This is a genomic window from Roseixanthobacter liquoris, from assembly GCF_043195135.2.
In the GTDB taxonomy this organism is placed as follows: domain Bacteria; phylum Pseudomonadota; class Alphaproteobacteria; order Rhizobiales; family Xanthobacteraceae; genus NCEH01.
This window is the reverse complement of record NZ_CM195537.1, coordinates 3,331,027-3,354,314: the sequence shown is the minus strand read 5'-3', so window position 1 is coordinate 3,354,314 and position 23,288 is coordinate 3,331,027. Positions and strand designations below refer to the sequence as shown.

20 protein-coding genes are annotated in these 23,288 nt (G+C 68.2%); 16 read left to right on the top strand and 4 right to left on the bottom strand.

Features of this window, described 5'->3' with window-relative positions:
- Window positions 1-17 precede the first annotated feature (17 nt).
- The gene (locus V5F84_RS15115) at window positions 18-644 is read left to right on the top strand and encodes a hypothetical protein (RefSeq protein ID WP_394043798.1); all 627 of its coding nucleotides are present in this window, start codon (window positions 18-20) and stop codon (window positions 642-644) included.
- On the opposite strand, the gene V5F84_RS15110 is transcribed toward V5F84_RS15115, so the two are convergent.
- From V5F84_RS15110 to V5F84_RS15100, 3 genes are read right to left on the bottom strand one after another with little or no spacing between them, the layout of a single operon-like run.
- Window positions 602-1,654, bottom strand: a complete 1,053-nt coding sequence (locus tag V5F84_RS15110) for a YcjF family protein (protein WP_394043797.1) — start codon at window positions 1,652-1,654, stop codon at window positions 602-604. The two genes, V5F84_RS15115 and V5F84_RS15110, sit on opposite strands and share 43 nt — an antisense overlap.
- Window positions 1,655-1,671: 17 nt before the next feature.
- On the bottom strand, window positions 1,672-3,120 hold the full coding sequence (locus V5F84_RS15105; protein WP_394043886.1) for a YcjX family GTP-binding protein: 1,449 nt from the start codon (window positions 3,118-3,120) through the stop codon (window positions 1,672-1,674).
- A gap of 10 nt (window positions 3,121-3,130) precedes the next feature.
- Window positions 3,131-3,652, bottom strand: a complete 522-nt coding sequence (locus V5F84_RS15100) for a SixA phosphatase family protein (RefSeq protein WP_394043796.1) — start codon at window positions 3,650-3,652, stop codon at window positions 3,131-3,133.
- A gap of 188 nt (window positions 3,653-3,840) precedes the next feature.
- On the opposite strand from V5F84_RS15100, the gene V5F84_RS15095 reads away from it, so the two are divergent.
- The 4 genes from V5F84_RS15095 to dksA all read left to right on the top strand — a co-directional run bounded on the left by V5F84_RS15095 (window position 3,841) and on the right by dksA (window position 8,871).
- Window positions 3,841-5,481, top strand: coding sequence for an ATP-binding protein (locus V5F84_RS15095; RefSeq protein WP_394043795.1), 1,641 nt, complete (start codon window positions 3,841-3,843; stop codon window positions 5,479-5,481).
- Between the two features lie 470 nt (window positions 5,482-5,951).
- Entirely contained in the window at window positions 5,952-7,244 is a 1,293-nt protein-coding gene (locus tag V5F84_RS15090) for an NAD(P)/FAD-dependent oxidoreductase (protein WP_394043794.1), read from the top strand.
- Between the two features lie 161 nt (window positions 7,245-7,405).
- Window positions 7,406-8,260: a MipA/OmpV family protein gene (locus V5F84_RS15085; protein ID WP_394043793.1), complete on the top strand. Its 855-nt coding sequence runs from the start codon at window positions 7,406-7,408 to the stop codon at window positions 8,258-8,260.
- Window positions 8,261-8,454: 194 nt separating this feature from the next.
- Window positions 8,455-8,871, top strand: coding sequence for an RNA polymerase-binding protein DksA (gene dksA, locus V5F84_RS15080; RefSeq protein WP_394043792.1), 417 nt, complete (start codon window positions 8,455-8,457; stop codon window positions 8,869-8,871).
- Between the two features lie 104 nt (window positions 8,872-8,975).
- On the opposite strand, the gene V5F84_RS15075 is transcribed toward dksA, so the two are convergent.
- On the bottom strand, window positions 8,976-11,228 hold the full coding sequence (locus V5F84_RS15075; protein ID WP_394043791.1) for a flagellar biosynthetic protein FliO: 2,253 nt from the start codon (window positions 11,226-11,228) through the stop codon (window positions 8,976-8,978).
- Window positions 11,229-11,461: 233 nt separating this feature from the next.
- Between V5F84_RS15075 and V5F84_RS15070 the strand changes: the two genes are divergently transcribed.
- The 11 genes from V5F84_RS15070 (at window position 11,462) to nuoH (ending at window position 23,246) form a co-directional block, all read left to right on the top strand.
- Window positions 11,462-14,005, top strand: coding sequence for a response regulator (locus V5F84_RS15070; protein ID WP_394043790.1), 2,544 nt, complete (start codon window positions 11,462-11,464; stop codon window positions 14,003-14,005).
- Between the two features lie 449 nt (window positions 14,006-14,454).
- Window positions 14,455-14,820, top strand: a complete 366-nt coding sequence (locus V5F84_RS15065; protein WP_394043885.1) for an NADH-quinone oxidoreductase subunit A — start codon at window positions 14,455-14,457, stop codon at window positions 14,818-14,820.
- Window positions 14,811-15,395 (top strand): NuoB/complex I 20 kDa subunit family protein, encoded by a 585-nt coding sequence (locus tag V5F84_RS15060; protein WP_394043789.1) that lies wholly within the window; start codon window positions 14,811-14,813, stop codon window positions 15,393-15,395. The genes V5F84_RS15065 and V5F84_RS15060 overlap by 10 nt, the downstream gene beginning before the upstream one ends.
- A 32-nt stretch (window positions 15,396-15,427) precedes the next feature.
- Window positions 15,428-16,054, top strand: a complete 627-nt coding sequence (locus tag V5F84_RS15055; RefSeq protein WP_394043788.1) for an NADH-quinone oxidoreductase subunit C — start codon at window positions 15,428-15,430, stop codon at window positions 16,052-16,054.
- Between the two features lie 11 nt (window positions 16,055-16,065).
- The gene (locus V5F84_RS15050; protein ID WP_394043787.1) at window positions 16,066-17,274 is read left to right on the top strand and encodes an NADH-quinone oxidoreductase subunit D; all 1,209 of its coding nucleotides are present in this window, start codon (window positions 16,066-16,068) and stop codon (window positions 17,272-17,274) included.
- Window positions 17,271-17,633: a hypothetical protein gene (locus V5F84_RS15045; RefSeq protein ID WP_394043786.1), complete on the top strand. Its 363-nt coding sequence runs from the start codon at window positions 17,271-17,273 to the stop codon at window positions 17,631-17,633. The genes V5F84_RS15050 and V5F84_RS15045 overlap by 4 nt, the downstream gene beginning before the upstream one ends.
- Window positions 17,633-18,505 (top strand): NADH-quinone oxidoreductase subunit NuoE, encoded by an 873-nt coding sequence (gene nuoE, locus V5F84_RS15040; RefSeq protein ID WP_394043785.1) that lies wholly within the window; start codon window positions 17,633-17,635, stop codon window positions 18,503-18,505. The genes V5F84_RS15045 and nuoE overlap by 1 nt, the downstream gene beginning before the upstream one ends.
- 3 nt (window positions 18,506-18,508) lie before the next feature.
- Window positions 18,509-19,816, top strand: a complete 1,308-nt coding sequence (gene nuoF / locus V5F84_RS15035) for an NADH-quinone oxidoreductase subunit NuoF (RefSeq protein WP_394043784.1) — start codon at window positions 18,509-18,511, stop codon at window positions 19,814-19,816.
- Between the two features lie 2 nt (window positions 19,817-19,818).
- Entirely contained in the window at window positions 19,819-20,025 is a 207-nt protein-coding gene (locus V5F84_RS15030) for a hypothetical protein (RefSeq protein ID WP_394043783.1), read from the top strand.
- Window positions 20,026-20,034: 9 nt separating this feature from the next.
- The gene (gene nuoG, locus V5F84_RS15025) at window positions 20,035-22,113 is read left to right on the top strand and encodes an NADH-quinone oxidoreductase subunit NuoG (RefSeq protein ID WP_394043782.1); all 2,079 of its coding nucleotides are present in this window, start codon (window positions 20,035-20,037) and stop codon (window positions 22,111-22,113) included.
- A gap of 113 nt (window positions 22,114-22,226) precedes the next feature.
- Complete coding sequence (gene nuoH, locus V5F84_RS15020) at window positions 22,227-23,246, top strand: NADH-quinone oxidoreductase subunit NuoH (protein ID WP_394043781.1); 1,020 nt, start codon at window positions 22,227-22,229, stop codon at window positions 23,244-23,246.
- Window positions 23,247-23,288: the final 42 nt, after the last annotated feature.

Sequence of the window (23,288 nt, the reverse complement as noted above, 5' to 3'; positions counted from 1 at the left end):
CTTTGACGAGGTTTGCCTTGACGACATCCACCGGTCTTTCCTTCGGCGCGGCTCCAGCGGACGGCGCACCGCCGACGGAAGAGGGTCTGATCTATAGTTTCCGGCCGCGCCTGATCGGCTCCGGCTCGCGCTTCCGACTCGATGGCGAGACGCTGCACTGGGCGGTCGGCGCCCGCTCCGGCGCGCTGGCCTTGCGCGACGTGGCGCGGGTGCGCCTGAGCTATCATCCCGGCCAATTGGCCTCGCCCAATTATGAGACCGTGATTCACGGCAAGGCGGGGGAAAAGCTCACCATCGGCTCGCTCTCGCGCACCTCCATCACCAATGTGGACGACCACCGCAAGGCCTATGCCGCCTTCATCGCCGCGCTGCACGGGGCGCTGCGGCCCCATGCGGGCGCCATCGTGTTCGACGGCGGCCTGCCGCCCTGGCGCTGGTGGCTCATGAGCGGATTGGCCGCCATCACCGCCCTCGGGCTGGTGGCGGTGCTGGCGAGCGCGCTCGGCAATGCCGACTGGATGGTGGGCGCTCTGATCGCGGTGCTGTGCCCGCTGCTGGCGTGGCCGCTCTGGGAGATGCTGTGGCGCAACCGGCCGGCGCCCTATTCGCCCTCGGCCTTGCCGGGGCGCCTGCTGCCGAGCTGAGGGCGGGCCTCGTCTTCCTGTGCCTTCTTCATCAGCCCCGCCGCCACATCGGCGACCCGGGGCGCGGGCAAGGCGGTGAAGGGCAGGGGGCGCGTCACCGCGATGGCGGCAAGGCCCAGGCGGGCCGTGAGCAGGCCGTTCACCACCCCTTCCCCGAGCCGGGCCGAGAGGCGCGCCGCGATGCCCGAGCCCACCAATTCCTGAACCAGCGTGTCGCCCGCCGCCATGCCGCCGGTGACTGCAAGGTGGCTCAACACATGGCGCACCAGGCGCAGCATGCCGAGCGCGCCGGGGCGCCCGCCATAGAGTTCCGCCAGCCGGCGGATCAGCACGAACGCGCTGTAGAGCACGAACAGAAGGTCCACCACCGCGCGCGGTGACACGGCGGTCACCACCGACACCCGCTTCGCCGTGTCGGAGACCAGTTGCCGCGCCCGCGCATCCAGGGGCGCCATCAAGGTGCGTTCGGTGAGCTGCACCAGGTCCGCCCCGTCGATGATCGCGCCGAGATGGGAGGAGAGATCGGCGCGCGCACGGGCGAGGACGGGCATCTCCTTGGCGATGCCGAGCAAATCGTGTGTCACCGCTTCAGCCAGCGGCCGGTCGTCATTGGCGAGCGCGAGCACCGCCCGTTCGCGAATGGAATCCAGGCTGGAAAAGCGCATCAGCCCGGCGACCTCGCGGCCGATGATGGCCACGACCGCCACCGCCAGCAGGCCCGCAAGCGCGAGGCCGAGATAGCCGAGCGCCTGGGTCTGCGCGAACAGATCCTCGATCAAGCGTGTCACGGCAAGGCCGATGCCGAGGCTCGCGAGCCCGCCGAGGGCGGTCCAGAACAGGGCGCCCAGCGAAAATCCCCGGCGCCGCCGGGGCGCGGCGGCAATGAGGATCTCCTCCGCCTCGTCGAGGGGCGCCGGCGCCTCGGTGACGACGATGCCGGCCTCGTCCAGGCGGAACACCTGGGGGCGGGCGGCGTCGGATCGGTGCCGGTCGGCGTGCGGGTCTGGCATGAAGCGGTTCGGATCTCTCAGCTCAGCCGGTCGCCCAGCAGGAACTGGAGCGCACGGTCGAGGCGAATATGGGGCAGGGGGCTGGTGGAGCCAATGCCGGCGGGCGGGCGGAAGCGCAGGAAGCGGAAATCCGCCTCGCTGTCGGGCCCGCTCGCGAGCCCGCGAAAAGCCGCGCCCTCGGCGCCGAACAGGGCGTCGGGATCGGCCGGCAGGGCGCCGGGAAACAGCGCCACCTCGCCGCTGCCGTCGAACACCTGCCCGCCGGCTTCCTGCCCGGCCTCCGGCGTGCCGATGATGGCGGCGATGCTGCGTCCCCCCTTGGAGACATCCGCCTCGCGGGTGGCGCGAATGGCGGCGAGCGCGGCCACATCGATGCGCGCCCCGCCTTCCCGGGCGCGGGCGAGCGCACGGTCCACCAGCCGCCGCAGGATGGCTTCCAGGCGGTCGTGGCTCGCGCGGTGGAGATGGTCGGCCTTGGTGGCGGCGAACAGCACCTTCTCGATGCGGGGGCGCAGCAGGGCGCTCATCAGGCTGTTGCGGCCGACGCGGAACGCCACAAGGATCGAATCCAGCGCGCGCTCAAGGTCGGAGAGCGCCGCCGGCCCGGCGTTCAGCGCGGACAGCGCATCCACCAGCACGATCTGCCGGTCCAGCCGGGCGAAATGATCGCGGAAGAAGGGGCGCACCACGGCGCTTTTGTAGGATTGGAACCGCCGCTCCATCATGGCGCCCAGCGAACCCGCGGGCAGCGTGGCGCCGTCCTGCAGATCGAGCGGGGCGAAGGTCAGCGCCGGCGAGCCTTCCAGGTCGCCGGGCATCAGGAAGCGACCCGGCGGCAGCAGGCTCATGCCCACGCGCTCGCCCCGGCAGGCGGAAAGATAGGCGGTGAAAACGGCCGCGAGTTCGCGCGCCGTGCTCTCGTCCGCCGGCCCCGCGGGACCGGCGGCGGCAAGCGCCGCCAGCAAAGCCTCGGCATAAGGCGCGCGCGCGGGAGCACGGGCAAGCTCCAGCGCCTGCCGGGAAAAATCGGCATAGCTCATGTCCAGCAGCGGCAGGTCGAGCAGCCATTCGCCGGGATAGTCCACGAGATCGAGCGTCAGGCGCCGCAGCCCGCCCTTGAGCGGCGCATAGGAAATCTCCAGCCGCAATTCGCTGATGCGGGTGGTGGAGGACGGCCATTCGCGCAGGGTGGCGAGCCGCGCCAGATGGTCTTCATAGGGAAAGCGTGGCACCGCGTCGTCCGGCTGGGGCGCGAGGCGCGCGCCGGCGATGCGGCCGGAATTCATCGCCTCGAACACCGGCAGCCGGCCGCCGTGCATCAGGGCGTGGATCAGCGCCGTGGTGAAAATGGTCTTGCCCGAGCGCGCAAGCCCGGTGACGCCCAGGCGCAAGGTGGGATGGGCAAGATCCTCGAACCGGTCCGCGACCGCGCGCAGCCCGATCCAGGCTTCATCCAGCAGGCCCATGGCCAAGGCGCTACATCTCCAGCATCAGCGAGCGCGGGGTGACGAAGCGGTCCAGCCGGCCGGACTGCGGCATCACGTCGGCCCAGTCGTCGATGGGCAAATCGATGATCGCGAGCGCGCCGGTGGGGAATTTTTCCGCCATCAGGGCGCGCGTCGCCGCCGGGCCCTGGTCGGTCAGCACGTCGGCGATCTCCTCCAGGCCGGGATTGTGCCCGACCAGCATCAGCGCATGGACCTCGCGCGGCTGCTCGCGCAGCACGGTGAGAATGCGGCTGACGCCGGCCTCATAAAGGCGCGGCTCGCTGAGCACCGCGAGCGTGGCGGGCAGGGCGGGGGCCACCAGATCCCAGGTCTCGCGGGTGCGACGGGCGGGGGAGACCAGCACCCGGTCGGGTACCAGCTCCTGCGCGGCCATGTAGGAACCGATCAGGGGAGCCGCCGCGCGCCCGCGCTGGGCCAGCGGCCGCTCTGGATCGACAATGCCCTCGGGCCAATCGGATTTCGCGTGGCGAAGCAGAATGAGGCGGCGCATGGACCATCCGGGGCGTGGCGAGGATTCGCACCTTATCATGCGGGCGCCCCTGGTGCAGTGCGGCGAACGGTCGGCGCCGCATGGGGCCGCCCCGACCGGCGCCGGTATCAAGCTAGGGCGAGACTTTTGCCCGTATCATGAATATCCTGTGCTGCGTCGCGCATAGGGATGCGGGGGGGCGGGGCTCGATGACATTCACTGGGCTTGCCGAAGGCGTGCGCGGTCGCCCGTGGCTTTCCTATCTCCTTGCGGTGATCCTCAGCGTCCTGGCCTTGCTGGTGCGGCTGGCCGCCGGCGACCTGTTTGCCGGCTATCCCTTCATCACCTTCATTCCGGTGATCTGCCTCGCGGCGTTTCTGGGGGGCTTCGGGCCGGGCATGGTGGCCGCGGTGCTCGGCGGCCTGCTGGTGGCCTATTATCTGATCACCCCGCAGGACGGCTTCGGGCTCGACTGGCCGTCCGGCTATGTGGGCATGCTGTTTTATGCCCTCACCTCGCTGCTGATCATCAGCCTCACCAGCAGCCTTCTGACCGCGCTCCGACGCCAGAAGGCGAGCGACGAGGCCCTGCGGCGCCTCAATGCCGAACTGGAGATGCGGATCGCCGAGCGCACCAGCGAATTGCAGCAGGAGATGACCGAGCGCTTCGTCGCCGAGGCGCAGATCCGCCAGATGCAGAAGACCGAGGCGATCGGCCAGCTAACGGGCGGCATCGCGCATGATTTCAACAATATGCTGGCCATCGTCATCGGCTCGCTGGACATCGCGCGCCGCCGTCTCACGGGCGCCGAGCACGACATGGTGCGCACCTGCCTCGACAATGCGCTGGAGGGCGCGCAGCGCGCGGCCGCGCTGACCGCCCGCCTGCTCGCCTTCTCGCGCCAGCAGGCGCTGGAACCCCAGGTGCTGGATGCCAACAAGCTGGTGGGCGGCATGTCCGAATTGCTGCGGCGCACGCTCGGCGAGACCATTCAGGTGGAAACCGTGCTGGCGGGCGGCCTCTGGCGTGCGTTCGCCGACCCCGCGCAATTGGAAAACGCCATCGTCAATCTGGCGGTGAATGCGCGCGACGCCATGCCCGAGGGCGGCCGATTGACCATCGAGACCGCCAACACCGACCTGGACGAGCGCTATGCCCGCAATCATGCCGAGGTGACCGCGGGCCAATATGTGCTGGTGAGCGTCACCGACACCGGCACCGGCATGGGACCGGATGTGATCGAGCGGGCGTTCGATCCGTTCTACACCACCAAGGGCGTCGGGCGGGGCACCGGCCTCGGGCTCAGCCAGGTGTTCGGGTTCGTCAAGCAGTCCGGCGGCCATGTGAAGATCTATTCGGAGATCGGCCAGGGCACGACGGTGAAGCTCTATCTGCCGCGCCACGTGGGCGAGCCGGCAAGCGCCGGTCGCGTGGGCGGCGGCGCGGCGGACCTGCCGCACGGCCGGCCGGAGATTACCATCCTGGTGGTGGAGGATGAGGAGAACGTGCGCCACATGAGCGTCGATGCCCTGCGGGAGCTCGGCTATACCGTGGTGCAGGCGAGCAGCGGCAACCAGGCCCTGGAGCAATTGGTCCTGCAACCGCGCATCGACCTGCTGTTCACCGACATCGTCATGCCGGACATGACCGGCCGCCAGCTGGCGGAAAAGGCGGCCGCCGCGCGCCCCGGCCTGAAGATCCTCTACACCACCGGCTATACCCGCAACGCGGTGGTGCATAACGGCATTCTCGACCACGGAGTGGCCTTCCTGCCCAAGCCCTTCACCCTCGATCAACTGGCCCGCAAGGTGGACGACGTGCTGGCGGATCGCGGCGTCAACCGCCCCTGAGCGGCGGTCCCGCCCTTGGAACGGCTTTCGGGCCGACCGACCTCGGGGAAGCGGGATCGGGGGTATCCGAAAGCGGATGCGCGCGCTTTTCCTGCGCCTTTCGGTCGGCGCCTTTGGGTCGTCCCCGTCGTCATGGCCTTTCGTGCGTCATGGCCGGGACAAGCCCGTTCAGGACGGGGTCTCTTGCGGACGATGTCACCTTGCACCGGCATCGGGCCAGGAACGTCGACCGGCCGGAAGGGGTGTCGAAATACCTCCGTAGGCCATTTCCGTCCTTCGATCACGGTGCGGCAGCTGAATGATACCGCCAGCTTGCGATCGCCCCTTGGATGGGGCGCGCTGCGATGCTACGCCTTATCGCTGATGGATTTGCGCCACTTTCCTGCCATTATCGGGGGTGGCGCCGGGCTGGCACTTCGAAGGCGGGACTTTCTGGAACCAGACGGGGGCACCATGACCCTTTCGGTACGATGAGCACAGCCGTGCGCGCGACCGGGCCGGGCATCGCCCCGGCCGAGCCAGCGCCCGTGGTCCGGGGCGATCTCGATTGCGACGTCTGCGTCATCGGCGACGGCACGCCGGGGCTTTGGATCGCGCTCGTGCTGGCCCTGCGCGGCCGCGAAGTGGTGCTGCTGGAAACCAGGGCGCCGGACGCCGGGCGGCAGGAAAGCGTGGTCGCCGCCGGCCTCGACCTCACCGCCATGGACCTGTGCGCGCGTGCCGACCGCGATCGCGCGCGCATGCTTTACGATCTCTCCGCCGATGCCGCCCGCAGCGCCCTGCGGCTCCTGGACGTGCTGCGCCTGGAGCAGACGGGGGAGGGGGAATTGCTGGTTCCCGGACCCGCTGGCCTCGCCGACCTGCTGGACGAAGCCGCCGCCCGCGACGTGCTCGGGCTTTCCGAGCTGAAGCGCGTGGGCGAGGCGGACCTGCTCGATCTCATCGGCACCGATTTCTATTCGGGCGCCCTGTTCGATCCCCATGCGCGCCGGTTCGACGTCGGGCCGCTGGCGCAGTTGCTGGGCGAGGCGGCGGTGGCCGCCGGCGTGCGCCGGTTCATGTCCGCGCCGGTGCAGAGCGTCGACCTCGACGGGGTGCGCAAATATATCCAGCTCGCGACCGGCCGGGTGCGGGCGGATCATGCCATCTTCTGCGCCACGCGCGGGCTCGGGCGGGTGGCGCCCTGGCTTGCCCGCGCGGTCTATCCGGCCACCTTCGTCACCGGCAGCTTCCATGTCTCGGGCGGCGGATATGGCGGCCCGGCGGTGCGCGAGACCGGCGCCCGGCCGGTGCGCTTCGCGCTCGATGGCGGGCACCTCACCTTCACCGCGCCCACCGCCACCTATCAGGGCCGCGAGGTGGCCGCCGCATGCGCGTTGCGGCGCCGCGCCGGCGCGCTCTATCCGCGTCTCTCGTCCGCGATGGTGGGACATGCCTTCGGCTGGCGTGCCGCCCGCGCGCCCTCCGGCCTGCCCCTGATCGGCAGCTATCGTCCGGGCGTGTGGTATGCCCTCGCCCTCGGACAGGACCCGCTCGCCAATGTGAGCCTGGCCGCCGACCTGATCGGCGACGCCATCGTCGAGCGCGACGACCGGATCGCCGTGTTCGGCGCTCCGCCGCTGCCCTCCGCCTGGGGCGCGCTCGGCGCCGGCCTGCGCTGGAGCACCTATTGGGCCGGCCGCCTCGCCGACCGGGGAGAGCGTCGCCGCGCCCGGGTCGCCGACCGCCAGGAGGTCAGCACCGTGGAATTTTCCAGCGCTTGACAGTCATGCCGCCGAAATTCGGGATTCATTCACCTTATCCGTGCCGAACAGGCGCGTAAGTCGCGTGTCAATCGCGATAATTCTACACGAGTGACAAATTTGGCACCACCATATGGAGGGTGCGGGGTAGGGTACGGCTCGGGATTTACACTGGGTGGACCATGGCCGAGCCGCGCCTTCTTTCTTTCGTCACGCTCTGTGCCACGGGCCTTTTTCTCGCCGCCGCCGGCCCCGTCGCCGCTGCCGATGTGGCGCCGGGCATGACCGCGCCCACCCCCGCAAAGCCGAAGGAAGACTGGTACCTGACCATCGGCGGGTCCGGCAACATTATACCTCAATATCCCGGGAGCGAGACCTACGAGTTCCGCCCCGGATTGATTTTCAGCGTCGAAAAAGCGAGCGAACTCAACTCCTTCCACAGTGTCGACGACAATCCCTCGATCGCCCTCTTCGACACCGGCAAGTTCCGCATCGGCGCGGTCGGCCGGATCGACTGGGGGCGGGACGAGGACGATTCGGACCACCTGAAGGGCATTGGCAATCTCGACCCCTCGCTGGAAATCGGTGGGTTCTCCGAATGGTATCCGGTCGACTGGCTGCGCCTGCGCGGTGAATTGCGCTATGGCTTCGGCGGGTATGAGGGATGGGTCGGCGATCTCGGCGCCGACGTGATCGTGCCTTATGAAACCTGGCGTTTCGCCATCGGCCCCCGCCTCGCCTTCGGCTCCTCCGCCTATCAGAATGCCTATTTCGGGGTCACGCCGTTCCAGGCGCTCGGCGCCAATTTCCTCGGCAATCCCCTACCCGTGTATGAGGCCGGCAGCGGCCTTTACTCCTGGGGAGCGACCGCGCAACTGACCAAGGATTTCGGCAAGGGCTTCACCGCCGGCGTGTTCGGGACCTATGGCCGGCTGGTTGGGGGCGCCGCAGATTCTCCCCTGACGCAGAGCGCCAACCAGTTCACCGCAGGCGTCTCGCTGGCCTATACGTTCAATATCGGCAAGGCCTGGTGGTGAGCGAGGCCGCGCGTCGCCTCGACCGCGGTGCTTATCGTGACGGTATCCTTTTATAGTAGGGGAAGGGGAGACGCCCCACCGGCGGGTATCTGCCGAGCGCCATAGCGTTGATGGCGGTTGTCGTGAGGCGAGGCGGTGGATATAAGCGCGGCGACCCGGTGGGGATCAGCGACGCTGTATCGAGGACATTGCTGATGTCGGTCCAAATCGACCAGGACTATCGCCCCCGCGAGGACGAGCCCTTCATGAACGACCGCCAGCGGGAATATTTCCGGCTGAAGCTGTTGGCGTGGAAGGAGGATATCCTGCGGGAGGCGCGTGAAACGCTGCAGCACCTTCAAGACGAGAACCAGAATCATCCGGACCTTGCGGACCGTGCGTCTTCCGAGACGGATCGTTCGATCGAGTTGCGGGCCCGTGATCGCCAGCGCAAGCTGATCTCCAAGATCGATGCGGCCCTCGGGCGAATCGAGGACGGGAGCTACGGCTTTTGCGAGGATACCGGCGAGCCGATTTCGCTGAAGCGCCTGGAAGCCAGACCGATCGCCACGTTGTCGGTGGAAGCCCAGGAGCGGCATGAGCGGCGCGAGCGGGTCTATCGCGACGATTGATCGAGGCGCGCCGGTGCGAGGGCAGAGCCGGAACCAAGTCGGAGACCAAGACAAAAGCCGGGCCATGGGCCCGGCTTTTTCATGCGTGCGACGATGCGGCGGGATCAGCGCGGACCGGTTCCCCGGCCGAGCAGGTTGGCCATTTCCGCCTCCAGATCCTCGAACGGGTCCTTTTCCGCCGCCGGTTCGGCCTTTGCGGGCTCGGCCTTGGGCGGGGCGGGGGCCTTGGATTCCGCCACCGGCGGAGCGAGGGGCGGCGTGTCGATCGACACCATGGTGCCCGAATCCAGGGCGAACGGATTGGCCAATTCGCGCGCGAAGGCATCCGGCTGCGGTGCCGCCGGCGGAGTGGCGCGCGGCAGGACCCAGCGGCGTGGCGGGGCCGGCGGTGCGGCAGGGGCGGCCACGACCGGGGTTGGCGCCGGCGCAGAGGGTGCGGCGGGTTCGACGACGATCGGAGGCGCGGGCGGCGGCATCCTGACCTTCAGATCTCGCGGATCGGCAAGCCGCGCACGCACTTCCGGCGCCGGGCGAATGGTCGGGCGCGCCGCTTCGGCGGCGGGGCGTTCCGGCTCGATGGTGGGAAGGTCGGTCGGTTCCACCACGCGCGCCGAAGCCGGGCGGGCCATGACTTCCAGCGCGGCGGCGGGCTCGGGCGCGGGTGCGGCGGCGGGGGTCGGCTCCGGCGCCTCGGAACGCTCCCCTTCCGGACGCGCCTTCATGTTCGCGGCGCGGAACAGCGCCCCAAGCCCACGCCGCGCGGGTGCCGGCTCTTCGGCCGGCGGCGGCGCGGCGCCGGTGGCATCGGCCGGAATCTCCGCCGCATCCGGTCCCAGCAGATCCTCGAGGGTCAGTGCGGGGATGATTTCGGCCGGTCGCGCAGGGGCGGCTTCGAAATCGGCTCCGATGGGCGCAGAAGCGGCCGGCGCAGGTGGCGCAGACGCAGGAGCGGCCGGCGCAACTGCCGCAGGCTGGACGGCCGGGCGCCCCTGTGCCGCGTCGGTAAGGCGCGGCTCGGCACGCGGCGCTTCGGCGGGCCGAATCTCCTTGCCGAGCGTGAAGGTCGTGCCACGACGCGGCGCCGGCGCGTCCGCTCGCGCGGCGGCCGGAACCGCCGCGGCGGGCGCAGGAGCGGCCGGAACCGGTGCAGCCGGGAACACGGGCGGGGCGGGGCGTTCGATGACCGGCGGTGCCACAGGCGGCGCGACGGGGGCCGCGGCGGGCGGCAGGTCCGGCGTGACTGCGGGCGCGGCCGCATTCTCCGCCTCGTGCTTGACCTCCGGCGCCACACTCACGCGGGGTGCGACGCCCGTCGCAGACGGAGCCTTCGCTTTTGCCGTGAAAACGCTCTCCTGCGCCAACGCAGGCTGTGCCGGCGCCGTGAGGGACGCGTCCGGCGCGACAACCGGCGCGATCACGGGAGCGGCCGCGGCGGTGGCGGGGCGGGAAGGATCGATGCTTGGGTCGAGGCGCTGCGGCCGCGTGAAGGGCGCGCGCGGTCCGCCGGCTTCGGCGCGGCGCGGCGTATCGATGGCTGGTGCGCTGCGGTCCGTCGTGCGCCGGGTGGGGATCGGCCGACGGATCTCCGGGGCCGCGGCTTCGCCCGCGGCCGGCGGAACCGGGGCGGGCGCAGGGGCCGGCTCGCGTGCCGCTTCCGCAGTCAGAGGGGCAACCTCTTCCGCCGTGCCGGGGGCCGGAGGGGCGGCGGGAACCGGAGGCAAGGCGGCAGCGTCCCCGGCGGGGCTCTCTACCACAGGCTTCGCCGCAACGGGCGCGCCCAGCGGGCGACGGGGCGCCTGGGGATCGCGCGCATAGATGGATTCCCGTGGCGCAGGGACCTCGCGCTGAACGGGAGCCTCGCGCTGAACAGGGACCTCGCGCTGAGACGAAATCTCGCGCGGCGGCGGGGCTTCGCGGGGCGGCAGGGCCTCGCGAGCTTCGCGGGGCGCGAAGGCTTCGCGCGGCTCGCGGGGCGGCAAAGCCTCCCGCGCTTCGCGCAGCGGCATGGCTTCGCGGGCGGGTTCCCGGACGATGGCGGGTTCGCGCTGCGCAGCCGGTTCGCGCGCTCCCGCGCGGGAGATTGCAGGTTCCACGACAATATCAGTGGAGCCGCCGACCAGCAGCAGGTGTTCGACTTCGTCGCGCCGCACCAGGACCAGGCGCCGCCGGGGATCTATGGTGATGCTGTCAAGCACCGCCAGACGCGCCTGGCGGGAGCGCGCCGCGCCGCCCCGGCCGTCGCGCCCGAGGTGGCGTACGATAAACACGGTCAGACCCAGCAGCACGCCGATCACCAGCAAAGCGATGGCCAAGCGCACGGGCAGATCGAGTTGCGCCCCAAACAAATTCTGCAACATCGTGTGTCCTCTTCGCTGCCCGTGCGATGTACCACGTCCCGCGCCCAACGCCCCAGCGCCGTGCGATCGGGCCGGGGGCGCCCGTAGGGTACAACATCAACCGGCGAACCAAGAAATTGTTGACGATCATGGCATGATTTCAACCAATGCCGTAACTTTGCGTTAATTTTCGCGGATTCGGAGCGGTTTAGAGCCGCAAAGGGCGTTTCTGCGCTCATCGGAAGGACGACTTCATGAGCACCGACGCGGGCGATGCGCGCTCGGGTTTTTTGAGCGGGGTGTTCAGCCGCAGGACGTCCGGGCGTGAACGGTTGGTGGTCGGCGGGGCGGCGTTCGCGGGCGGCATCGTCGTTGCGGCGCTCGAAGCCAGCACCAGCGGCGGGCTCACCGCGATCCTCGCCGGGCTCGCCGCGATCGGCATCTTCGCCATCGTCAGCGCGACCATGCGGCTATGGAGCGGCACCGACAAGCGCAGCGACGAACTGGTCCAGGCTCTGCTGGCGAACATGAGCGACGCGGCGATCGTGGTGGAGGCCGGTGAGCGCGTGCTCGCGGTCAATACCACCTATCTCAATCTCAGCCGCAGCGCCGCCGGCCAGGTTCCGACGCCGGATCGCTTTCTCGGCCGCATTCCTGGCGGGCATGCCATGGTGGGCCTGCTGTTGCGCAGTGCCGCCGAGGGCGTGCGGGGCATGCAGACCTTCCCCTTCGATCCCAATCCGGCCGGCCGGCGCCTTGTGGTCTCGGTGCAGCCGCTGGCCGGTGCGCGGCGCGTGTTGTGGGTCCTGCATCTGGCCGGCGAGGCTGTGCCGTCCGCCCCCATCGCGGCGCTCCCCGGTCCTCGCCCGGCACAAGAGGCGGCCCCCCTGCCGGCGGCCGAGGGGGCAGCCGCGCTCGCCGAGATCTGGGAGCAGGCGCCGGTGGGCATGGTGCTGCTTTCCCCAGACGGAGGGCGGCTGGCGAACGGCACCTTCGCCCGCTGGCTCGGCTATGGGCTGGCGGAACTCGGCACGGGCGCGCTGCCTCTGGCGGAGCTGATTGAGCCGCAGAGCACCGCCATCGCGAAGGCTGTGATGGAGCGGGGCCAGACGGGGCCGCGGGGAATCGACATGGATTTCGTGCGCCAGGACGGCTCCATCGCGTCCGGCCGCGTCTGGATCGGCGGACGCGCCGGGGCGGATTGCATCGCCGTCGTGATCCCGCGCAGCGATGCGATGGCGCTGCCTGTCGTCGCGGAGCGGCAGGTGCTGGACCCCGCGCCGCGCCTGTCCGGCGGCTCCGACGCTTCGTTTTTCTCGCGCTCTCCGCTCGCCATGGCGAATGTCGATGGAGCCGGCGCCGTGCGCGAGGCCAATGGCAGCTTCGCCCGCCTGTTCGCGGGCCGCGAAAGCATGCTTGCCGGCACGAGACTTGAGCAATTGGTCGCCGAACGCGACGTGCCGGCGGTGGAAAGCCTGGTGCGCGAGACGCTGTCCGGCGAGGGGAGCGCATCGCCGGTGGAGGTTGGCATCGCCGGGCAGGGCGGGCGCTCGGCTCGGCTCTATGCCGCCAATCTCGGGCCGGGCGGCGCCGGCGCGGCGATCTATGCGGTGGACACCACGGCGCAACGCGCGCTCGAGGCGCAGTTCGCCCAATCCCAGAAGATGCAGGCGATCGGGCAGCTCGCCGGCGGGGTGGCGCACGATTTCAACAATGTGCTGACCGCCATTCTCGGATATTGCGATCTCCTCCTGGCCAATCACCGGCCGAGCGATCCGTCCTTCCCCGACATCATGCAGATCAAGCAGAACGCGAATCGGGCGGCGGGGCTGGTGCGCCAGTTGCTCGCCTTCTCGCGCCGGCAGACGCTGCGGCCGCAGGTGATCCAGCTCACCGACGTGATTTCCGACCTTTCCATGCTGCTGCGCCGCCTGATGGGTGAAAGCATCTCGCTGCAAGTGGAACACGGGCGCGAGCTGTGGCCGATTCTCGTGGATGTGAACCAGTTCGAGCAGGTGATCGTGAATCTCGCGGTCAATGCGCGCGACGCCATGCCCTCGGGCGGTGTCGTGACCTTGCGCACCTTGAACGTTCCGGCGGCGGCCTGCGCCACCTATGGCGACGCCAGCAATCTTGCGCCTGCCGATTATGTGCTGGTCGAAGTGGGCGACACCGGCACCGGGATGCCGGCGGAAATCCTGGAGAAGATCTTCGAGCCGTTCTTCTCCACCAAGGACGTGGGCAAGGGCACCGGCCTTGGGCTCTCCACGGTGTACGGCATCGTCAAGCAGACCGGCGGCAGCGTGCTGGCCACGAGCGAACTGGGCAAGGGCAGCCTGTTTCGCGTGTTCCTGCCGCGCCACGAGGGGGCCGTCGAGGAGGCGCAGGCGCGTCCCGCAGAACCGGAAGCCAGGGTGCCCGACCTGACCGGGCAGGCATCGGTGCTGCTGGTGGAGGACGAGGACGCGGTGCGCGCCTTCGCCTCCCGCGCCCTGAGCGCGCGCGGCTATCGCGTCGTTGCGGCGGCGAACGGGGCCGAGGCGCTGGAAGCGATGGACGAGCCCGGCACCAGTTTCGACGTGGTGGTGTCCGACGTCGTGATGCCCGAAATGGACGGCCCGAGCCTGCTCCGCGAGCTGCGCCGCCGCGATCCCAAGCTGAAGATCATCTTCATTTCGGGCTATGCGGAGGAGGCGTTCGCCAAGAATCTCCCCGAGGGCGAGCGTTTTGCCTTCTTGCCGAAGCCGTTCTCGTTGAAGCAGCTGGTCGCCGCGGTGAAGGAGGCCACCCGCCCGTGAGGGGCGCCCCCGCGACGGGTCTTTTCCCCTGTCAAACTGTCGCAGCCTCACCTTGGCCGTGAAACGCGGGCGGATGAATGACGCGCTGCGTCAAGCCGCAAAGTGCCTGCTTATTGCATTGCAACCGAGCCGGCGCGCGAGGGGGTTCCGCGGATTCGGCGAGGCGCGGCGTACGATGCGGCGCGCGGCGCCTTTTTCAGCTGCCGCAACGGGGTCAAGGCGTGGCGGTGAAAATCGACAACCTACAAAAATTTGCGTGGCTTTTGCGGGATCTGGCACCTGTCGCACCGGCACTTCGGTAAGTTTGGGGTGTTCTGCGCTTCAATGGCAAGGTCGCACTTGCCACCCATCTGGCGCTGCGATAAGCCTCGCTCGTTTCGAACTCCTCCAACCGAGGCCGGCGCGGTAACGCTTCAAGCGGATCGCCCATGCGCCCCAAGGTGCGGATCATGAACCTGCTGCTCCAGGATTATCTCCCGGTCGTCATCTTCATCGGGGTCTCGGTGGTGATCGGCCTTGCTCTGCTCATCTCGCCGTTCATCGTCGCGTACAGCAGCCCGGATCCGGAGAAGCTTTCAGCCTACGAATGCGGCTTCAATGCGTTCGACGACGCGCGCATGACGTTTGACGTGCGCTTCTATCTCGTCTCCATCCTTTTCATCATCTTCGATCTGGAAGTGGCCTTCCTGTTCCCCTGGGCGATTTCGTTCGGCGGCCTCGGTGACCTCGGCTTCTGGTCCATGATGCTCTTCCTCGGCGTTCTGACCGTCGGGTTCATCTACGAATGGCGCAAGGGAGCACTCGAATGGGATTGACCCCTTCTGCGACGAAGACGCTGGTGGCCCAGGCGCCGCGCGGTCTCGTCGATCCCAATACTGGCCGCCCGGTCGGCTTGGACGATCCCTTCTTCCAGGAGATCAATTCCGAGCTGGCGGATCGCGGCTTCCTGATGACCAATGTGGACGACCTCATCACCTGGGCGCGCACCGGCTCGCTCATGTGGATGACCTTCGGCCTTGCGTGCTGCGCCGTGGAGATGATGCAGGTTTCCATGCCGCGCTACGACGTGGAGCGGTTCGGCTTCGCGCCGCGCGCCTCTCCGCGCCAGTCGGATGTGATGATCGTCGCCGGCACGCTCACCAATAAGATGGCGCCCGCGCTCCGCAAGGTATACGACCAGATGCCGGAGCCGCGTTATGTGATCTCCATGGGCAGCTGCGCCAATGGCGGCGGCTATTATCATTATTCCTATGCCGTTGTGCGCGGCTGCGATCGGATCGTGCCCGTGGACATTTATGTCCCCGGCTGCCCGCCCACTGCGGAAGCGTTGCTCTACGGCGTTCTTCTTCTTCAAAAGAAGATTCGCCGCATCGGAACCATCGAACGCTGAATCGCTGAACGCACGGCGACGGGAAGAGGCAGATGGACGAGACCTTGAAGGACCTCGCGGCTCACGTATCGGGTGTGCTCGGCGCCGCGATCCGCGCGACGCATATCGCGTTCGGCGAATTGACCCTTGAAGTGGAGGGAGCCGAGATCGTGAAGGTCGCGACTTTCCTGCGCGACGATCCGGCGTGCCTGTTCCACGTCATCGTGGACGTGTGCGGTGTCGATTATCCGGCGCGCGAGCTGAGATTCGAGGTCGTCTACCACCTGCTTTCGCTGAAGCACAACATGCGCATCCGCCTGAAGGTGCAGACCGACGAAGCGACGCCCGTGCCTTCCATCTGTGGCGTGTTTCCGGGCGCCAACTGGTTCGAGCGGGAGGCGTACGACATGTACGGCATCCTGTTCACCGGCCATCCCGAGCTGCGCCGCCTGCTGACCGACTATGGTTTCGACGGCCACCCCCTGCGCAAGGACTTTCCGCTCACGGGCTTCGTCGAGGTGCGCTATGACGACGAAGCCAAGCGCGTGATCTACGAGCCGGTCCGGCTTGCGCAGGAATTCCGCAACTTCGACTTCCTCTCCCCCTGGGAGGGTGTCGAATATGTTCTGCCCGGCGACGAGAAGGCTGCCTCGCAGCCCGGCGCCCCCAAGGCGAGCTGAAGGAGCGCCCCATGGCCCAGACCCTCGACTCGCCCGCCACCGCCACCCCGGTCCGCAACTTCCAGATCAATTTCGGCCCCCAGCATCCGGCCGCCCACGGCGTGCTGCGCCTGGTGCTGGAGCTGAACGGCGAGGTGGTGGAACGCGTCGATCCGCATATCGGCCTGCTGCATCGCGGCACCGAGAAGCTGATCGAGGCGAAGACCTATCTCCAGGCCGTGCCCTATTTCGACCGGCTCGACTATTGCGCGCCGATGAACCAGGAGCACGCCTATTGCCTCGCGGTGGAAAGGCTCCTCGGCATTGAGGTGCCGATCCGCGGCCAGCTCATTCGCGTGCTTTATTCCGAGATTGGCCGCCTGCTGTCGCACATCCTGAACGTCACCACGTTTGCGATGGACGTGGGTGCGCTCACCCCGCCGCTCTGGGGCTTCGAGCAGCGCGAAAAGCTCATGATGTTCTATGAGCGCGCATCGGGCAGCCGCATGCACGCGGCCTATTTCCGGCCGGGCGGCGTCCACCAGGACCTGCCGACGAAGCTGGTGGAAGACATCGGCGCGTTCTGCGACCCGTGCCTCCAAACCCTCGATGACCTCGACGCGCTGGTCACCGGCAACCGCATCTTCAAGCAGCGCACCGTCGATATCGGCGTGGTGACGCTGGAGCAGGCGCAGGCCTGGGGCTTCTCGGGCGTGATGGTGCGCGGCTCCGGCGCGGCCTGGGATCTGCGCCGCGCGCAGCCCTACGAATGTTATTCCGAGCTGGACTTCGACATCCCCATCGGCAAGCACGGCGATTGCTATGATCGCTACGTGGTCCGCATGGAGGAGATGCGCCAGTCCATCAAGATCATGAAGCAGTGCGTGCAGCGCCTGCTGAAGGAGCCGGGCCCCGTGGCCACGGTGGACAATAAGGTGGTGCCGCCCAAGCGGGGCGAGATGAAGCGCTCCATGGAAGCGCTGATCCACCATTTCAAGCTTTATACCGAGGGCTATCACGTTCCCGCCGGTGACGTGTATGCGGCCGTGGAAGCCCCGAAGGGCGAGTTCGGCGTGTATCTGGTCGCCGACGGCACCAACAAGCCTTATCGCTGCAAGATCCGCGCGCCCGGCTTCGCCCATCTCCAGGCCATGGATTTCCTCTGCCGCGGCTACATGCTGGCGGACGTTTCGGCGATCCTCGGCTCCCTCGACATCGTGTTCGGGGAGGTGGATCGGTGAAGGCACTCCTGACCGCCTCCGCGCTCCTGCCGCTGGCTTGCGGCGCCGGCGAGGCAGCCGATTACGGTCGCGCGCCGACGACGCTCGACGTGGTGGTTCCGCTGGGGCCGCCGGCCGAGCCGCCGCCGGCCATGGTGGTGCAGAAGCTCACGATGTTCAGCCTGCTGAACGGCGGGTGGCAGCCGGTGGATGCGGCGCTCATCCCCGAAAGCGGCATTCCCGGGACGCGGGGCAGCTTCGCCCATGCGGACGGGGCTGCGGTGAAGCTCTACAAGAATGGCGTCTATGCCTATTGCGGCCTCGCCCAGGTGGGCGGCGCCTATAATGATTGTCACATTGTCAGCCCGGGAAGCCGCTGATGTCCGTCCGCCGCCTCGCAGCTGAACAGCCCGCAAGCTTCGCCTTCACGGCGGAGAACGATGCCTGGGCCGATCGTCAGATTGCCAAATATCCCGAGGGCCGCCAGGCCAGCGCCGTGATCTCGCTCCTGTGGAAGGCGCAGGAGCAATGCGGCGGCTGGTTGCCGGAGCCGGCCATCCGTGTGGTGGCGGACCGGCTCGGCATGCCGAATATCCGGGTGCTGGAGATCGCCACCTTCTACACCATGTTCAATCTGGAGCCGGTCGGGCGCCACTTCGTGCAGCTCTGCGGCACCACGCCCTGCATGCTGCGCGGCGCCAACGAGCTGAAAGAGGTCTGCCAGCGCAAGATCGGGCCCGAGCGCCACGTGACGGCGGATGGCGCGCTGTCCTGGCTGGAAGTGGAATGCCTCGGCGCCTGCGCCAATGCCCCCATGGTCCAGATCAATTACGATTATTTCGAGGACCTGAGCCCCGAGATCCTGGAGAAGATCCTCGACGATCTCGCGGCCGGACGCCCGGTGAAGCCTGGCCCGCAGACCGGGCGGCAGTTTTCCGCTCCGGCCGGCGATCTGACCTCGCTGACCGATCCGCAGATCTTTGAGCCGCGCGCTGCCGAAGCCGCCGTGGCCGCCGTCGATGGGGAGCAGCCGGATCTGTTGCAGGCCGGGCGTCCGGCCGCCGCGGTGGAGACGCCGGTCGATCCCGTGGGCATCGCCTCGGCGGCGCAGGAAAAGGCCGTGAACGGCCAGCATGCCGGCGAAAAGCGGGAAGAGGTGGCGCGCGCCGCCCAGGAGAGCAGCCCCTCCGTGACGGGCTCTGAGCGCGAGGCGCCGAAGACCGGCACCGGCGTGCGCGATCCGGAGGAGTGAGCCATGCTCCAGGACAAGGACCGCATCTTCACCAATCTCTACGGCACTCGCGACTGGGGCCTGAAGGGTGCCCTGGCGCGCGGCAATTGGGACGGCACCAAGGGCATCCTGGAGAAGGGCCGCGACTGGATCATCAATGAGATGAAGGTCTCGGGCCTGCGCGGGCGCGGTGGCGCCGGCTTCTCGACCGGGCTCAAATGGTCTTTCATGCCCAAGCAGTCGGACGGGCGCCCCCATTATCTGGTGGTGAACGCCGACGAATCCGAGCCGGGCACCTGCAAGGACCGGGAGATCATGCGGCATGATCCGCATCTCCTGATCGAAGGCTGCCTGATCGCCTCCTTCGCCATGGGGGCCCACGCGGCCTATATCTATGTGCGCGGCGAGTATGTGCGCGAGCGGGAGCAGCTCGAAGCGGCGGTGGAGCAGGCCTATGAGGCCAAGCTCATCGGCAAGGACAATGTCCACGGCTATCCGTTCGATCTCTACGTGCACCACGGCGCCGGGGCCTATATCTGCGGCGAGGAAACCGCGCTGCTGGAGAGCCTGGAAGGCAAGAAGGGCATGCCGCGGCTGAAGCCGCCGTTCCCCGCCAACATGGGCCTCTACGGCTGCCCGACCACGGTCAACAACGTCGAATCCATCGCGGTCGCGCCGGACATCCTGCGGCGCGGCGCGGCCTGGTTCGCCGGCATCGGCCGCCCGAACAACGTGGGCACCAAGCTGTTCGGCATTTCTGGCCATGTGAACACGCCCTGCGTGGTCGAAGACGCCATGGGCACGCCGTTCAAGGAATTGATCGAGCGCCACGGCGGCGGCATTCGCGGCGGCTGGGACAATCTGCTCGCCATCATCCCCGGCGGCGCGTCCTGCCCGGTGATCCCGGCCGAGCAGTGCGAAGACCTGATCATGGATTTCGACGGCACCCGCGCCGTGAAGTCCAGCCTCGGCACCGCCGGCATCCTGGTGATGGACAAGTCCACGGATATCGTGCGGGCGATCGCGCGCATCTCCTATTTCTTCAAGCATGAGAGCTGCGGCCAGTGCACGCCGTGCCGTGAAGGCACGGGCTGGATGTGGCGGGTGCTGAACCGCATGGCCGAAGGCCGCGCGCAGAAGCGCGAGATCGATCTGCTGCTGGAAGTGACCACCCAGATCGAGGGGCACACCATCTGCGCCCTCGGCGACGCGGCGGCCTGGCCGGTCCAGGGTCTGATCCGGCACTTCCGTCATGAGATCGAGAAGCGCATCGACCAATATGCGGCCAATCCCCATTCCGACCCGGTGCACATGCCGGTGGCGGCGGAGTGAGCATGGCCGACGAACCGGATAGCCCCCTCCTCACGCTCGTGCGCCGGATCGACGCTCGCACCGAGCGGATGGCGGAGGATATCCATCATCTGGAAGTTCGCGTGACCGCGATCGAGGAGGCCATTGTGGAAAACACTCGCCGCTTCGAACGCCTGGAACACCGCGTCGGCCGGATCGAGCGCGCGCTCGATCCGATCGATTTGCAGTAGGGACCTGTCATGGCCAAGCTGATCGTCGACGGCACCGAGGTAGACGTCCCCGCCGAGTACACGCTGTTGCAGGCGTGCGAGGTGGCGGGCGTCGAGATTCCGCGCTTCTGCTTCCATGAACGGCTGTCCATCGCCGGCAATTGCCGCATGTGCCTCGTGGAAGTGAAGGGCGGTCCGCCCAAGCCCACCGCCTCCTGCGCCATGGCCGTGAAGGACCTGCGCCCCGGCCCCAATGGCGAGCCGCCGGTGGTGCTCACCAAGAGCCCCATGGTGAAGAAGGCCCGCGAAGGGGTGATGGAATTCCTGCTCATCAACCACCCGCTGGATTGCCCGATCTGCGACCAGGGCGGCGAGTGCGATTTGCAGGACCAGGCCATGGCCTATGGCGTGGACACCTCCCGCTTCGCCGAGAACAAGCGGGCGGTGGAAGACAAGTACATCGGCCCGCTGGTGCGGACCTCCATGAACCGGTGCATCCATTGCACCCGCTGCGTGCGCTTCACCACCGAAGTTGCCGGCGCGGCCGACCTCGGCGCCATCGGGCGTGGCGAGGACATGGAGATCACCACCTATCTCGAACATGCCATGCATTCCGAATTGCAGGGCAATGTGGCGGACCTCTGCCCGGTGGGCGCGTTGACCCACAAGCCCTATGCCTTCCATGCGCGGCCCTGGGAGCTGACCAAGACCGAATCCGTGGACGTGATGGACGCGGTCGGCTCCAACATCCGCATCGATACCCGTGGCCGCGAAGTGATGCGCATCCTGCCGCGCACCAACGAGGCGGTGAACGAGGAGTGGATTTCCGACAAGACCCGCTATGTGTGGGACGGCCTGAAGGCCCAGCGCCTCGACCGCCCCTATGTGCGCAAGGACGGGCGCCTCGTGCCGGCCACCTGGACCGAGGCCTTCGGTGTGATCGCCGCGAAGGTGAAGGCGGCGGCGCCGGGCCGCATCGGTGCGATCCTGGGCGATCTCGCCAGCGTCGAGGAAGCATTCGCCCTGAAGGGGCTGTTCGATAAGCTCGGCTCAAAGAACATCGACTCCCGCCAGGACGGCGCGGCGCTCAACCCGGCCCTCGGGCGCGCCAGCTACATCTTCAATGCCGGCATCGACGGCATCGAGGAGGCGGACGCAATCCTGCTCATCGGCACCGACCCGCGCCATGAGGCGAGCGTCCTGAACGCCCGCATCCGCAAGCGCTGGCGCGCCGGCGGGCTGAAAGTGGGCGTGATCGGGCCGCGCGTGGACCTGACCTATCCTTATGAATATCTCGGGGCCGGCCCCGAGACGCTGGCCGAGCTCGCCGGTTCCGGCACCTTCGCCGAGACGCTGAAGGCGGCCGAGCGGCCGCTGGTGATCGTGGGGCAGGGGGCTGTTGCCCGCCCCGACGGCGCGGCGGTGCTCTCGCTCGCGGCCCGCGTGGCGGTGGCTGTCGGTGCGGTGAAGGATGGCTGGAACGGCTTTGCGGTGCTGCATACCGCGGCCTCCCGCGTCGGTGCGCTCGATGTGGGCGTGGTTCCCGGCGAGGGCGGTCTCGACGTTGCGGCCATGACCGCCGCCGGCGCGCTGGATGTGGCCTTCCTGCTGGGTGCGGACGAAGTGGACGTGGCGCCAGGCGCCTTCGTCGTTTACCTCGGCACCCATGGCGATCGCGGCGCCCACCGGGCGGATGTGATCCTGCCGGGCGCGGCTTATCCGGAGAAATCCGGCATTTACGTCAATACCGAGGGACGGCCCCAGTTCGCCAATCGCGCGGCCTTTCCGCCGGGCGATGCGCGCGAGGATTGGGCGGTGCTGCGCGCCCTGTCGGAGGTGCTCGGCCACAAGCTGCCTTACGACACGCTTCTGGCGCTGCGCGCGGCACTGGTCGCGGTCCATCCGCACCTCGGCCGGCTGGATCAGGTGGAGCCGGCGGACGCCGCCGCCATCGCCGCACTCGCGGCCATCGGCGGGACGACGGACAAGGGAGCGTTCCTCTCCACCATTGGTGATTTCTTCCTGACCAACCCGATCGCGCGGGCCTCTGCCGTGATGGCGGAATGCTCGAAACTGCGGCTCGGCAGCGATGCCGTGGCGGCGGAGTAGGACCATGGCGGGCAGGACACGATACGGGACGCTGGGTGAGCGGGCCTCGGCCTGCGGGAAGCCGGCCGGGCATGCGCCCTGCCGGATGACGGATTGAGGGGCGGGAAGAACCCATGAGCTGGCAGGATACCCTTATCCAGGTGCTGATCATCCTCGGCGCGAGCCTCGCGCTGCTGGTGGCGCTGCTGATCTTTATCGCCTTCATCCTGTTGGCGGACCGCAAGATCTGGGCGGCGGTGCAGATGCGCCGCGGCCCCAACGTGGTCGGCCCGTTCGGCCTGCTGCAATCCTTCGCCGACCTGCTGAAGTTCGTGCTGAAGGAGCCGATCATCCCGGCCGGCTCCAACAAGGGCATCTTCATCCTGGCGCCGCTGGTGAGCTGCGTGCTCGCGCTCTCGGCCTGGGCGGCCATTCCCCTGGCCTCGGGCTGGGTGATCGCCGATCTCAACATCGGCATTCTCTATATTTTCGCGATTTCCTCGCTGGGCGTGTACGGCATCATCATGGCCGGCTGGGCGTCGAACTCGAAATATCCGTTCCTGGCGGCGCTGCGGTCGGCGGCGCAGATGGTGTCCTACGAGGTGTCCATCGGCTTCGTCATCATCACGGTGCTGATGTGCGCGGGGTCGCAAAACCTCTCCGCCATCGTCGAGGCGCAGAACGGCCGGCTGGGCTTGCTGAACTGGTATTTCCTGCCCCTGCTGCCGATGTTCGTGATCTTCCTGGTGTCGGCGCTCGCGGAGACCAACCGCCCGCCCTTCGACCTCGTGGAAGCGGAATCCGAGCTCGTCGCCGGCTTCATGGTGGAATATTCCTCCACCCCCTACCTGCTGTTCATGCTCGGCGAGTACGTGGCGATCATGACCATGTGCGCCCTGGGGACGATCCTGTTCCTCGGCGGCTGGCTCTCGCCGCTGCCGTTCGCGCCCTTCACCTGGGTGCCGGGCATCATCTGGTTCGTGCTGAAGCTGTGCTTCATGTTCTTTCTGTTCGCCATGGCGAAGGCCATGGTGCCGCGTTATCGCTACGACCAGCTGATGCGGCTCGGCTGGAAGATCTTCCTGCCGATTTCGCTGGTGGCCGTCGTGGTGGTGGCGAGCGTCCTTCACTTCACCGGGACGGCGCCCCAATGATCGAGCCCTCTGACCTTTCATTCGGCCGCGTCGGCGCGGCGG